This is a genomic window from Nonomuraea sp. B1E8 (genome assembly GCF_039871515.1).
In the GTDB taxonomy this organism is placed as follows: domain Bacteria; phylum Actinomycetota; class Actinomycetes; order Streptosporangiales; family Streptosporangiaceae; genus Nonomuraea.
Window position 1 is genome coordinate 51,475 of record NZ_JBDPLS010000016.1, and the last position, 13,252, is coordinate 64,726.

Annotated in this window: 13 protein-coding genes; 11 read left to right on the forward strand and 2 right to left on the reverse strand. The window is 70.2% G+C overall.

The window, feature by feature from the left end; all coding sequences use genetic code 11:
* Position 1: 1 nt before the first annotated feature.
* From ABGA98_RS38425 to ABGA98_RS38435, 3 genes are read left to right on the forward strand one after another with little or no spacing between them, the layout of a single operon-like run.
* Complete coding sequence (locus tag ABGA98_RS38425; RefSeq protein WP_347623372.1) at positions 2-886, forward strand: ABC transporter permease; 885 nt, start codon at positions 2-4, stop codon at positions 884-886.
* A 51-nt stretch (positions 887-937) separates the two neighbouring features.
* Positions 938-1,738, forward strand: coding sequence for a creatininase family protein (locus ABGA98_RS38430; RefSeq protein ID WP_347623373.1), 801 nt, complete (start codon positions 938-940; stop codon positions 1,736-1,738).
* 40 nt (positions 1,739-1,778) lie between these two features.
* Positions 1,779-3,437 carry an ABC transporter ATP-binding protein gene (locus ABGA98_RS38435; RefSeq protein ID WP_347623374.1) on the forward strand — a complete coding sequence of 553 codons (1,659 nt, stop codon included), beginning with the start codon at positions 1,779-1,781 and terminating at the stop codon, positions 3,435-3,437.
* Between the two features lie 29 nt (positions 3,438-3,466).
* Here ABGA98_RS38435 and ABGA98_RS38440 read toward each other — a convergent pair whose 3' ends face one another.
* Complete coding sequence (locus ABGA98_RS38440) at positions 3,467-4,147, reverse strand: GntR family transcriptional regulator (protein WP_347623375.1); 681 nt, start codon at positions 4,145-4,147, stop codon at positions 3,467-3,469.
* A gap of 58 nt (positions 4,148-4,205) precedes the next feature.
* On the opposite strand from ABGA98_RS38440, the gene ABGA98_RS38445 reads away from it, so the two are divergent.
* The 4 genes from ABGA98_RS38445 to ABGA98_RS38460 all read left to right on the forward strand — a co-directional run bounded on the left by ABGA98_RS38445 (position 4,206) and on the right by ABGA98_RS38460 (position 8,029).
* Positions 4,206-4,958, forward strand: coding sequence for an aldolase/citrate lyase family protein (locus tag ABGA98_RS38445; RefSeq protein WP_347623376.1), 753 nt, complete (start codon positions 4,206-4,208; stop codon positions 4,956-4,958).
* Between the two features lie 91 nt (positions 4,959-5,049).
* Entirely contained in the window at positions 5,050-5,775 is a 726-nt protein-coding gene (locus tag ABGA98_RS38450; RefSeq protein WP_347623377.1) for a sulfite exporter TauE/SafE family protein, read from the forward strand.
* A 171-nt stretch (positions 5,776-5,946) separates the two neighbouring features.
* Positions 5,947-6,558, forward strand: a complete 612-nt coding sequence (locus tag ABGA98_RS38455; RefSeq protein ID WP_347623378.1) for a DedA family protein — start codon at positions 5,947-5,949, stop codon at positions 6,556-6,558.
* Positions 6,559-6,799: 241 nt separating this feature from the next.
* Positions 6,800-8,029, forward strand: a complete 1,230-nt coding sequence (locus tag ABGA98_RS38460; protein ID WP_347623379.1) for a serine hydrolase domain-containing protein — start codon at positions 6,800-6,802, stop codon at positions 8,027-8,029.
* Positions 8,030-8,049: 20 nt separating this feature from the next.
* Here the strand turns inward: ABGA98_RS38460 and ABGA98_RS38465 are convergent, their stop codons facing one another.
* Entirely contained in the window at positions 8,050-9,066 is a 1,017-nt protein-coding gene (locus tag ABGA98_RS38465) for an MBL fold metallo-hydrolase (protein WP_347623380.1), read from the reverse strand.
* A 302-nt stretch (positions 9,067-9,368) separates the two neighbouring features.
* Here ABGA98_RS38465 and ABGA98_RS38470 point away from each other — a divergent pair, with 302 nt between their 5' ends.
* The 4 genes from ABGA98_RS38470 (at position 9,369) to ABGA98_RS38485 (ending at position 13,227) form a co-directional block, all read left to right on the forward strand.
* Positions 9,369-10,445, forward strand: a complete 1,077-nt coding sequence (locus tag ABGA98_RS38470; protein WP_347623488.1) for a helix-turn-helix domain-containing protein — start codon at positions 9,369-9,371, stop codon at positions 10,443-10,445.
* Positions 10,446-10,680: 235 nt separating this feature from the next.
* Entirely contained in the window at positions 10,681-11,997 is a 1,317-nt protein-coding gene (locus ABGA98_RS38475; protein ID WP_347623381.1) for a hypothetical protein, read from the forward strand.
* 1 nt (position 11,998) lies between these two features.
* Positions 11,999-12,535 carry a hypothetical protein gene (locus ABGA98_RS38480; protein WP_347623382.1) on the forward strand — a complete coding sequence of 179 codons (537 nt, stop codon included), beginning with the start codon at positions 11,999-12,001 and terminating at the stop codon, positions 12,533-12,535.
* Positions 12,532-13,227, forward strand: a complete 696-nt coding sequence (locus ABGA98_RS38485; protein ID WP_347623383.1) for a hypothetical protein — start codon at positions 12,532-12,534, stop codon at positions 13,225-13,227. Before ABGA98_RS38480 ends, ABGA98_RS38485 begins: the two co-directional genes overlap by 4 nt.
* Positions 13,228-13,252 lie beyond the last annotated feature (25 nt).

Here is a 13,252-nt window from a genome sequence, read left to right on the forward strand (position 1 = left end):
CGTGGCAACTGCTCCGGAGTCACTGGCGCAGGCCCTGCCTGGCGCACCGTTGACCGAAGGCGCCGGCAGGAAACCGTTCCTCAGGCGGATGGCGTCGAACCGCAGAACCTCCATCGCCGGCGCGTTCCTCCTGCTGGTCGCCGTCGTCGCTCTGTTCGCGCCGGTCATCGCCCCCCACGACTACCGCGACATCGTCGGCAAGCCGCTGACCTCCGGCGGGCCGCTGGGCATCGACGACTTCGGCCGCGACGTCCTGTCCCGCCTGCTGATCGGGCTGCGTACCTCCCTCGGCGTGGCCCTGTCGGCGGTGCTGGTGGCGGGGGTCATCGGGGTCGCGCTGGGCCTGGTGGCCGGTTACGTGGGCCGGTGGGTGTCGACGATCATCATGCGCGGCATCGACGTGCTGCTCAGCTTCCCCCCGATCGTGCTGGCGATCGCGGTGGTGGCGATTCTGGGGCCGGCGCTGGTCAACGTCGTCCTCGTCATCGGCGTGCTCTACATCCCGAGGTTCACCCGGATCGTCTACAGCCAGGTGCTCTCGATCAGGACCATGGAGTACGTCGAGGCCTCGGAGATCATGGGGACGAAACCGGCCGACATCCTCGCCAAGACGATCCTGCCGAACGTGGCCGCGCCGATCATCGTCCAGCTCAGCCTCTCGGTGAGCTTCGCCATCCAGATGGAGGCCGGCCTGAGCTTCCTCGGCCTCGGGGCGCAGCCGCCGCTTCCGTCCCTCGGCACGATGGTCGGCGCGGGACGCGACTTCCTCGAGGTCCAGCCGACGCTCCTGATCTACCCGTCCGTGCTCATCATTCTCGTCGTCCTCGCGCTCAACGTGTTCGGGGACGGCATGCGCGACCTCCTCGACCCGCGTCACCGCACCTGACCACCGTTTTTCCACGGCGACGACGGCATTTCAGAAAGGAACCCCATCACCATGGCCCTTCCCGCCACGCACAGGCTCGGCGAGCTCTCCTGGACCCAGGTCAAGGAGTTGGCGGAGCAGGATCCCATCATCCTTCTGCCCGTCGGAGCCGTCGAACAGCACGGGCCGCACCTGCCGATCCATGAGGACTCCATCGTGGCCGAGTGGGTCGCGGACAAGCTGGCGAAGGAGAACGGCTGCTATGTCGCGCCGGCCCTCAACTACGGACACTCCGGCACGTTCCGCGGCTACCACGGCAACCTCTCGCTGAGCCAGGCCACGCTGCGCAACGTCACCTACGAGATCATCGAGGCGCTGGTCAAGTCCGGCTTCAGGCGCATCATCATCGTCGACAACAACGGCGGGAACGTCGGGCCGGTCACGGGCGCAGGCCTCGACGCCCGGCGCGACTTCGGGGTCCTGATCGGGCACCTCTATCCGTGGCAGCTGGGTTACGCGCTCATGCGCGACGTGTACGACGACCCTGCCAAGGCGTACGGCCACGGGGCGGAGCCCGAGCACTCCGCGATGCTCGCGATGTTCCCCGACCAGGTGCAGGGCGACCTCGCCGTGGCCGGGGGCCTGGAGTCCTCCAGCGGCTGGACCCCGACGAGCTACACGGAGGCGGCGGTCCCCGGCTACGACGTCCGCGGCACGGTCTTCTGGGACTTCTCCGAGGTCAGCTCGACGGGATGCACCGGCGACGTGAGCCTGGGCAGCGCGAAGACCGGCGAGATCTGGATCGAGCGCGTGATCGGCTTCTGCTCGGCGTACATCCGGGAGTACGACAAGAACACCGCGTCGGCGAAGTAGCTCACCGTCCTTCCCCCGAACGAGCACCTGAGGAGAGGCCATGACAACCGGCACGATTCCTTCCGACCCGATCCTTGAGGTCAAGCGGCTCTCCGTGGACTTCCGGATCGCCGGCGAGTGGACTCCGGCGGTGAGGGACGTCAGCTTCTCGGTTGCCAAGGGCGAGGTGGTGGCGCTGGTCGGGGAGTCCGGCTCCGGCAAGTCCGTGAGCTCGATGTCCGTACTCGGGCTGCTGGCGCCGAACTCGCGCCGCCGGGGCAGCATCCGTTTCGGCGACACCGAGATGCTCGACCTCGGCGAAGAGGCTCTGCGCGCCATCCGGGGCAGGAGGATCTCGATGATCTTCCAGGAGCCGATGACGGCGCTCAACCCCGTCTACACCATCGGAGAGCAGATCATCGAGGCGATCCAGTGCCACGAGCCCGTGCCGGCTGCGGAGGCCCGCGCGCGGACGCTGGAGTTGCTGAAGAAGGTCGGGATCCCGGAGCCGGAGCACCGGATCCACAGCTACCCGCACCAGCTCTCCGGTGGCCAGCGCCAGCGCGCCATGATCGCCATGGCCATCTCCGGCTCGCCGGAGGTGATCATCGCCGACGAGCCGACCACGGCTCTCGACGTCACGGTCCAGGCGGAGATCCTCGAGCTGCTCCGCCGCCTGCGGGAGGACCTCGGCTCGGCGGTCGTCATCATCACCCACGACATGGGGGTGGTCGCCGATCTCGCCGATCGGGTGGTGGTCATGAGGCAGGGGGAGGTCGTCGAGGAGGCGCCGGTCGCCCGGCTCTTCTCCGACCCGCGGCACGAGTACACCAGGAAGTTGCTCTCCGCGGTGCCGCGGCAGGAGCCCGGAGGGCACCCGGACGCGGCCACGGCCGGCGGGGACATGACTCTCCGGGTCGCCGATCTGGAGGTCGAGTACCCGGGACGGCTGGGTCGCAAGGGTTTCAAGGCCGTCCACGGAGTCAGCTTCGCCATCGAGAAGGGCAGGGTCCTCGGCCTCGTGGGCGAGTCCGGTTCGGGCAAGTCCACGATCGGCCGGGCGATGGTCGGCCTGGTGCGGGCGTCGGCCGGCTCCATCGAGATCTGCGGACAGGACGTGACGAGCCTCAGGCCCAGGCAACTGCGCGGCCTGCGCAGGAAATACTCGATGGTCTTCCAGGATCCGGGGTCGTCGCTGAACCCGCGGTTGTCGATCGGAGACTCGATCGCAGCCCCCATGATCGTGAACCGCTACGCGGATCGCCAGGCCGTCCGCAAGCGGGTGCTGAACCTTCTCGACCAGGTCGAACTGCCCACGAGCTGGGCCGACAGGTTCCCTCACGAGCTGTCCGGCGGCCAGCGGCAGCGCGTCGGCATCGCCCGCGCGCTGGCGCTCGATCCGGAGTTGCTCATCGCCGACGAGCCGACGTCGGCGCTCGACGTCTCGGTTCAGGCCACCGTCCTGCGGCTGTTCCAGGACCTGCAGGACAGGCTCGGCTTCTCCTGCCTGTTCATCAGCCACGACCTCGGCGTCGTCGAGCTGCTCTCCCACGACGTCGCCGTCCTGCAGCACGGGCGGCTGGTGGAGAGCGGCCCCGCCCGTGACGTGCTGCGCGATCCGCGCACGGAGTACACCAAGAGGCTGATCGCGGCGGCGCCGGTGCCCGACCCCGTCGAGCAGGCCGAGCGCCGCAGGCTCTGGCGGGAGATGGCGAGGTGACGGGGACGACGCTCCGGAGGCCGCGCCGGTCACCTCAGGTGGGAGACGACCGTCTCGTCGGGGCGCAGGTGATGGCGCAGGGTCCGCTCGGCGGCGTCGTAGTCGTGATCGGTCAGCGCTTTCAGCAGGGTGCGGTGCTCCGGGGCGATGACTTCCAGGCGCTTGGGGCGCAGGGACACGGCGCTGACCGCGATCCGCTGGTGCCGCGGCTGCAGGCTCGTGTAGAGGTCGATCAGGATGCTGTTGCCGGTCGCCCGCACGAAGGAGTAGTGGAAGAAGAAGTCCATCTTCGCGTGCTCGGCGATGGCGTCCCGGTCGCCGGCGCGGACCCGTGCCACCCGTTCGGGGTCCTCCATCCGGTCGAGATGCTCGGACAGCCCGGCCGGGATGTCGATGCTCTTGTCGCAGAGGATCTTGAAGCCGTGGAGCTCGAGCAGCAGCCGCATCTCGTAGGTCTCGAAGAGCTCTCCGGCCGTCACGCGCCGCACCTGGGCGCCTCGCCGGGGCAGCAGGTCGATGAACTTCTCCGCGGCCAGACGGTGGAACGCCTCGCGTACGGGGGTCCGTGACACTCCGGCCTCGTCACAGACGAGCTTCTCCTCGAGGAACGCCCCCTCGGGGATCCGCCCGCTGAGGATCGCCTCCCGCGTCCACTGGTAGGCACGCTCGCCGGCGGTCATCGCGCGGCCGTTGCCGAGTGACTGATCCATGCCACCCCCTCGTCCATGTGTATACACAGCGTATACTAAATCTTCCGAAGGAGACTCCATGACGTACGAGCAGGACCGAAGGTACGCCGCATGGCTGTCCGGTCCCGGTTTCGCCGCGGCCGAGATCGTCGCCGGCCTGGGCTACGGCGCCGTGGTCCTCGACATCGAACACGGCACATTCGACCTCGCCGACCTGGACCGTTTCATCCCGTTCCTCCGAGGGCTGAACCTCGAAGTGCTGGCGAAGGTGCTGGGGCCGGAGAGAGGGCCGATCCAGCAGGCTCTCGACTTCGGCGCCACCGCCGTCGTCGTGCCCCACATCGAGAACGCCGCGCACGCGGCCGCCGTCTGCGCGTTCGGGAAGCTCCCCCCGCTGGGTGACAGGAGCTTCGCCGGCGGCAGGACCGCGCGGTACGGCGGCCACGACGACGACTGGATCGCGCGGCAGGACCGCGAGACCCGCGTGTACCCGATGATCGAGGACGCCGGCGCCATCGAGGAGATCCGCGACATCCTCGCGCTCCCCACGGTCGACGGGGTCTTCGTCGGCCCCAGCGATCTGTCCATGCGCCGCGGGCGAGGCGCCTACACCCGCTCCGAGGACGACTTCGCCGACCTCAGGACCGTGGCGGACGCGGCCCGCGCCGCCGGCAAGCCCTGGGTGCTGCCCGCCTGGTCCACCTCCGAGAAGGCGTTCGCGCTCGAGAACGGAGCCGACCAGCTCGTCCTCACGATGGAGCACGGCGCCCTCCTGGCCGGCTTCGGCGCGGCACTCGACGAGACGAACGCGCTGGCCACCGGCCACCCTTGACAGGAGCCGTGCGCACGGGCCCTCGCCCGCCGGAACGCGAGGCTCGTGGACACGACCGGAGCCGGTGGAACGAACCGAAGGAAACGGAGTGATGACAACACTCGTCGCCGGAGTTGTGGTGATCGCAGCACTGGCGGCCTTCGCCCAGGCGCTGAGCGGCTTCGGCTTCGCCCTCGTCGCCGTACCGCTCCTGACCCTCCTGGTCGGACCCCAGACCGCCGTCACGGTGGTGACGGCCCTGGGAGGCCTGCTCGCGCTCGCCATCGCCGTCCACCAGAGGCGTCACGTCGAGGGACGGACCGCGGTCCTGGTGACCGGGGCGGGGCTCGTGGGCATGCCGCTCGGCCTGCTCGCGATCACGGCGCTGAGCGCACGCTCACTGTCGGTGCTCATCGCCTGCGTCGTCCTGGCGTTCGCCCTCCTCCTCGGCCGCGGGGTGACCCTCCGCCGCGGCGCCGGTCCCGCGGCGGCCGCGGGCTTCGTCAGCGGGGCCCTGCTGACCTCGACCGGCATGAACGGCCCTCCCGTGGTCGCGGCGTTCCAGGCGATGAAGCTGGAACCCCGCGAGTTCCGCGCGACGCTCCAGGCGACGTTCTTCGCGGGAGACGCGCTGGCCGTCCTGGGGTTCATCGCCGTCGGCCGGGTGACCGCGGACAGCCTGCTCCTGACGGCCGCCGGTCTCCCCGGCATGGCCGTGGGCTGGTGGCTGGGAGACCGGATCTTCGCGCGGACGGACCCGCAGCGCTTCAGAAGGATCGTCCTGGCCGTGCTCGTCGCCAGCGCGTGCACGGCCCTGATCCAGGCCGCCCTGGCCTGAGCACATGCGATCGCCGAGTCGCGCGTAGCGTCCGCCTCGATGGCCTGATCGACGCGCGCCGCCCTTCATCAGGACGCCGCATAGCACACAGACAGTAGGGTCATGCGGGGAAAAGCAGCGGTCAGGGTACGGGGGCACTGGGTGGATTGGATCGCTGAAGGCGTTCAGGCAGTGAGCGATCTTCCCTTCCCCCTGCTCGGGTTGGTGGCCGGAGCCATGGCGTTCGCCGAGTCGGGGTTGGGCGTCGGCTCGGTCGTCCCCGGCGAGACGGGCGTGCTGCTGCTGGGCGTCGCCGCGACCACCCCCGTACGGTTCGCCGCCATGCTGCTGATCGTGGCGCTGGGGGTCACCGCCGGCGACCACGTCGGCTACTGGCTCGGGCACCGGTACGCCGGTCGCATGCGCGGCACCTGGGTGGTGCGACGGCTCGGCGTGCGCCACTGGGATCGCGCGACCGCCGCGCTGCACCGCCACGGCGCGGCCGCGGTGTTCGTCACCCGGCTGGTTCCGATCGTACGCACGCTCACCCCCGCAGCCGCCGGGGCCGCGCACGTGCCCTACGGCCGGTTCCTCCCGGCCTCGCTCGCGGGTTCCTTGTTGTGGTCGGCGGTGTACGTCGGCCTGGGCGCGTTCGCCGGAGCGTCGGCCGCTCGCCTGGAGGAGCTCCTGGGACGTTTCTCGTGGCTGCTGCTCGCGGCCCTGGCGCTGATCATCGCGGCCGTGACCTTGCTGCGGCGCCGGCACCGGGCGGCGGCAGGCCGCGGAGACGACGAGTCCGGCTGAGGTCCCGGCCGGCCCGTGCTCGCCGCCGCGCGTGGGCTGTCGTGTCAGGGCCGCATCAGGGCCGTGACGGCCCGCTGTCAGCACGGCCGGCGATGGTGGACGCCATGAACGGTCCAGGGATCACGGCCTGCGGGCTGCGAACTGGGCCACGCCGGACTCACTCCGGCCCCCGCGCGTCGCTCACGCGAGCCCATGAGCACCACGCGGGGACGGGGATCGTACGCAGACAGGGATACTGATCATGGAAAATGGCGGCAACGGCTTCACCAGCACGGGACTGCGCAGGCTGCACGACGTGCTGGCAGGGCATGTCGAGTCCGGGGGGATCCCCGGACTCGTCGCCCTCGTCGGCCGGGGTGACGAGACGCATGTCGAAGCGCTCGGCACGATGCGCCATGACGGCGGCGTGCCGATGCGCCGCGACACGATCTTCCGGATGGCGTCCACGTCCAAGCCGGTCTCAGTCGCGGCGGCGATGATCCTGGTCGACGAGTGCAGGCTGCGGCTTGACGACCCGGTGCAGGAGTGGCTGCCCGAGCTCGCCGACCGGCAGGTGTTGAAGCGGCTCGACGGCCCGCTCGACGACACCGTGCCGGCGCGACGGCCGATCACCGTACGGGACGTGCTGACGTCCACGTTCGGGCTCGGCATGGACATGACGTCGCTCGGCACGCCGATCATGAACGCGGTCTTCGCGCAGGGACTCACGCCCAACCTGCCGGAGCCGATGCCCGAGCCGGACGAGTGGATGCGCCGCCTGGGCGAGCTTCCGCTGATGCACCAGCCCGGCGAGCGCTGGCAGTACCACATCGGCAACGACCTGCTCGGCGTGCTGGTGGCCAGGGTCACCGGACAGTCGTTCGAGACCTTCCTGAACGAACGCGTCTTCGAACCGCTGGGCATGGCCGACACCGGCTTCCACGTGCCCGCCGACAAGATCGACCGGCTGCCGCCCCTGTACGCCCCCGACCCCCGGACCGGCGAGTTCACCGTGTGGGACGAGGCCAGGGGCGGGCGCTGGAGCCGGCCTCCGGCGTTCCCGTCGGGCGGCGGCGGGCTGGTCTCCACCGTCGACGACTACCACGCCTATTTCCGGATGTTGCTGAACGGCGGCATGCACGGAAGCGAGCGGATCCTGTCCCGGCCCGCCGTGGAGCTGATGACCACCAACCGCCTCACGCCCGAGCAGCAGGCCGCCCGCCACGCCATGGCCGTCGACAACGTCCACGTCTCGCACGGCCAGGGCCAGCACGGCGGCTGGGGCCTCGGGATGGCGGTGCGCACCTACCGCGGCGACTACGCGCCCATCGGCCAGTACGGCTGGGACGGCGGAAGCGGCACCTCCAGCTACGCCGACCCGGCCAACCAGCTCACCGGCATCCTGCTCACCCAGGTGGGGGCATCGGTCCCGGATCCGATGCGGCTCATGCACGACTTCTGGACCACGCTCTACCAGGCCCTCGACGACTGAAGCCAGGGCCGGGCCGCCCGTCAGCAGCAGGCGCGCGGCGATCGCCCGGGCGGGACGGCCCCGCCGGCCGAGGGCGCGCCGGTGCCCGCCTCCCGGTCCTGGACGATGCGGCCACGCAGCATGGTCTCCATGACCTCCATGAAGCGCTGCGTCCTGGCACGACCGATGACGAACGGGTTCCCCCCGGACGAGGACCCGGCGCGCAACTCCTCGATGCGCACCAGGCCGTGGTCGGCGCCCCCGTGGTTGTTCAGCTCGACGTCCACTCCTGCCCGCCTCGTCGTGGAGGTGAAGCTGCGCACGGAGGAGAGGTAGGTGCGCTTGGCCGTGATCGTGGCGGGCGGGTTGGTCCCGCCCCACAACATCGCGGTGTGCCGCCTTCCCTTCCAGCGCACCGGGAAGACGGGCGAGACGGTGCCCGGCGTGTGCCCGGGCGTGTGGTGGAACACGATCGTGGTGTCGCCGAGGGTCAGCCTCTGACCGTCGGAGATCTCCAGGTCGCGCTTGGGCGCATGGGCCGGGCGGTCGGCGGCGATGAGGTCCCAGTCGGCCCGGCTCATCATGACTCGGGCGCCGTACCGGTCGGCGAGGAACTGGGCACCACCGAAATGATCGTTGTGGCCGTGGGCGGCCACAACGTACTTGATGTGCGATGGATCCACTCCTACGGAACGCAGTCCCGGAATGATGATGTCCTTGGCGTCGTCCGGCGATCCCATCGCGTCGATGAGAATGACGCCCCGGGAGGTGAGCAGTGCCGTGGCCTGGACGAAGCTGGTGCCCACCACCGCGACGTCGTCGAAGATCCTCAGCGGCTTGAGGGGCTTCACGGGCGGCATCGCAAGGCCCGGCGCGAGCGCTTTGACGAGGGCCCGCAGGACGGGGTCGTCGCCGGCCAGCCTGGCCGCGCGGTCGTAGTAGTCCTGCGCGCTCTTGGCGGCGGCGGCCGATGCTTCGGCCGCACCTCCTGCCAGCGGCAGGAGGGCCGCGGCGGCCAGCAACGCACGGCGAGACGGGCTGGACTGCCCGAAGGACATGGGCGAACACCTGCTTTCAGGGCCGGAAGACCTGGACGCGATCATGGCGTCGATGGACGTCGATGCCCGCACAGCGAACCAGAACGTGTTTTCTCGTGTCCAATATTGATCTGGCTCGACGACCGATAAGGAAGCGGATATCGAGGCTGGCTGGACCCCGATCATCCTGGGCCGGCGCTCTGTCCGGGCCCGGGTGCGTTCCGCGGCGGTCGGACAAAGGCCGCCTGATTGCACGTTCGTGTACGATCACACGGCGGATGAGCGCGTGCATCGGCTGCCGGTCGGGTGCTCTCCCGCCGGCCATGTCGACCACGACGGCCTGCGGCATCGCGGAAATCTCGAGGAGCCATGTGTTCGAGTGGCGCAGCTCGCATTTGCCTCCTGTCGAACGTTTCGAGGGATGGTGCGCTCTCGTCGGGCAACACCTGATGCCCACGCGGATCAGCAGCGAGCACGAAGCCGACTTCCCTGCCGCGCTGAGACTGCTGCAGTTGGGCGAGATCACCGTGTCGGCGCCGAGGTACCCCGACCTGCGCACGCTCCGCACCTCCAGGATGATCCGCCAGTCCGACCCGGAGCAGTGGTGGGTGGCGCTCGTGTGCACCGGGACGAAGTGGCTGGAGCAAGGAGGCTCCACGGCCGATCTGACGGTCGGCGACCTGGTGCTGTTGGACACCTCCCGGCCGTACGACAGCGGGGTGCTCTGCCCTGACGGCGGCCTGTCCGGCATCATCTCGCTGCAGTTGCCGCGCCGGGCGCTGCCCGTGCCCGAGCAGCGGTTACGCCGGCACGTGGGCCGGCCGGTGTCGTCGGCCCGCGGGTCCGGAGCGCTGCTCGCCCAGTTCCTTCGCGGCCTGATCCGGGAGGGCGGGGCATTGGGCTCCGCCGAGGACGCCTCGCTGGGGAAGGTGGCGAGCGAGCTCGCCACCGTCTTCCTGGCGGGGCTGGCCGACGCGACGCGCATGGTCCCGGAGGCGACTCGCCGCCAGGCGCTCGTGCGGGAGATCAAGATGTTCATCCGGCGGCACCTCGGAGAGCCGGCGCTGACTCCGCCGGCGATCGCCGCCGCCCACAACATCTCCGTACGCCACCTGCACCACGTCTTCCAGGAGGAGCGGCAGACCGTCAGCGAGTACATCCGCCGCCAGCGGCTGGAGCGCTGTCGCGCGGACCTGGCCGATCCCCGCCACGACCTGCGCCGCGTCGCGGAGATCGCAGGGCGCTGGGGCTTCCGGGACGCCGCCGCCTTCAACCGCGCCTTCAAGAGGGCGTACGGCATCCCCCCTGGCGAATACCGGAGATCTCTCATTACGCGGCATCATCCGGCGGGCGCTTTCTCTCACCCGGCCGCGCCGCGTGAGAGGGACGGCGGCGCGTGAGCACGCGGGCGGCCGGACCTCCGGCCGCGGCTTGCGCCGGGTGCCAATGTTCATGCGCTGACGGTCAATGACCGTCATGCGGGTGCCTCACTAGAGTCACTTCCCGCACAGTCGTCGAGGGGGCCGCCTGTCCGCGCGTGTGCCCGTCTTTCACTTCGTCACACCGCTCCGCGGTCGCTGCCTTTCGTGAGGGGCGGGTCGCGGACGAAGGCCGGCCGTGAACCGTGGGGGAAGGATGCCGGAGACGAACGCGGCGTGGTCGAGACGTGCCGTGCTGCTGGCCGGAGGGCTGCTGGTCGCCGGGTGCGGCGGACAGCGCGGGCCGCTCATCGAGAGCGAGGACTACGACTCCGGCAGTTCGGGCATGCAGCGTCTGCGACCGTTCCTGGAGCGCCGGGCCAAAGCGTTGAAGGACCGTGACGAAGATGCGTACCTGGCCGGTCTGGACACGTCCAACGACAAGCTGATGCGGTACGAGAAGCTGGTCTTCGCGAATCTGCGCCAGTTCGAGCTCGACGACGTCCGCCACCTCACCGGACCGACGATCGAGCAGCGCATGTCCGGCGGGGAGAGCCAGTTCAAGCCGGTCATCCGGGTGCTGAAGCTGACCGCGGACGCCGGGCCGGGGGACATCGCGCCCGCCGAGTCGTTCGTCTACCGGATGAAGGACGACGTGGTCACCGACATCACCCGCGTGACCAGGGATAACCCGAGTGGCAGCGCACCGCCGGCCGAGGCGCCGTGGCACACCGACCCGCTGAAGGTCGTCCAGGTGGGCGAGAAGGTGTGGCTGGCGGGCGACCGCAGCGCCGGCGACCTGGGCCGGTACGCGGCCGCCGCCGAACGGGAACTGCGCATGCTCGAACGTTTGTGGGGCGACCGGCTCACGTACCCGGGACACGTCCTGTTCTTCACGCGCGACGCCGCGAACTACCGGCGGTGGTTCGGCCTGGGCTCCGCCGGCACCTTCAACCCCGACATCCTGGGCTTCCAGATCCGCGAACGGGGCGTCGGCAAGAACGGCCGGCTCTACCAGGGCGAGTACGCGGCCTCCCGCATCGTGGTGAACCTGCGCAACCACCAGGACGCCGACCCGGCGAGCACCATCCGCCACGAGCTGGCGCACGCGGTCACCGCGCGGGCCACGATGACCGACATCGGCGGGCTCGGCCCGCCGACCTGGGCCATCGAAGGCTTCGCCCGGTACACGGAGACCATCGGCAACCAGGCGAGGGCCGCGCAGGTCCGGGCGGGTGTGGCGGCCGGGGTCCGGGCCGGGAAGTTCCGCGGCGCGCCGCCCTCGAACAAGGACTTCTACGGCCAGGACATCCACTTCAACTACGATCTCGGCTCGTCGGTGTTCAGCCTGGCCGAACGGCTCAAGGGCCGGGAGGCGGCGGTGGAGCTGTACGCGCGGGTGATCGAGCGCCCCAGCACCGGCGCCTCCTTCTTCGAGCTGCCGATCTTCGACGGGATGGCCAGGGACGTGCTCGGGTTGTCCGCGTCGGCGTTCCGCGGCCGGTGGACCGCATTCGTGCGGAACGGTGGGTGAGGTGGGCACGCGCTCCCGCTGGATCCTGATCCTCGTCGCCGGTCTGGCCGCCTTCCTCGCGTCCGGCGCCGGCGCGTACCTGTACGCCCGGGACCTGCGCGCCGGCCAGGTGACGCAGTCCTGCGGCTCGCGTGACTGCATCCCAGGGCTCGAGACGTCCGCGCTGCTCGACGCGTTGCGGAGCCGCGGGCACACCTGCGAGGACAAGTCTCGTGGCTCCTGGATGTGCGAGATGGTGGTGGGCTCGATCCACTTCGAGGTGTGGGTGGAATCCTCGGACGGGGGTGTCTACCGCCTCTCCCCCAGGGTCTTCCACGCCGACGAAGATCCGCTCACCAAGGCGGGTCTGGCCTACCTGACCTGGTTCGCCGTCCTCCCCTACCGGGACGACCCGGCGGCCACGGCCGAGATCCGTAACTGGCTGACCTCACAGACAGAGGCCGGCAAGGACACCCAGGCCACGATCCTCGACTACACGTACGTGTTGCGGACGTCGGAGAAGGCCCACGTCCGACTCGACATCAGGATTCCCACATGACCACGGGCCGGCGTTCCCCTGACGGCAGGTTCTGGTGGGACGGCACGGGCTGGCGCCCGGTCCAGCCCCCGCCTCCCTTCCCCTTCCAGCACGCCCCGTCCCCCGCGCCTTCGCCGCCCCGGCGGAAGGCTCTGCTCCTGCCGCTGGCCGGGGTCGTGATCGCGGCGCTCGTCCTGGGCGGTGTGCTGGGAGGCGCCGTGGGCATGCTCACCACCGAAGTACGGGGCAGCACCGCCGCACCGGCCTTCACCGACGACTTCCCCGATGTCGGCGACCAGTACCTGCCCGGCGTGACCCTGTCCCTGATCGTCGAGGACTGGATGAAGAAGGCCAACTCCTGGACGTGCGCCAGGAAACCCGGCAACCCGGACACGTGGAGCAGGGCCAAGCAGCACATGCGGTGCCAGCCGCCGGGCGACGACGGGCGCAGGTACGTGGACATCGAGTACGACGCCGCCGACAAGATCAGGGTGGTGAAGGCCACCTGCCATCTCGGCACCTACGAAGACGCCTGCACCACGGTCTTCGCCACGATGGCCGACGCGGCCCTCGTTCCGCAGCCGAAGTTGCGCAAGCGCGCGCGGAGCTGGGCCGAGAAGAACGCCGCCAGCGAGCGGGCCACGATCATCGGCGGCCTCCGGCTGCAGGCGAGCCTGTCCCCGCACGCCCTGCGCATCACTCCCGAGTCCTGAGCCGAGCGCCCTGGACGACGACGCG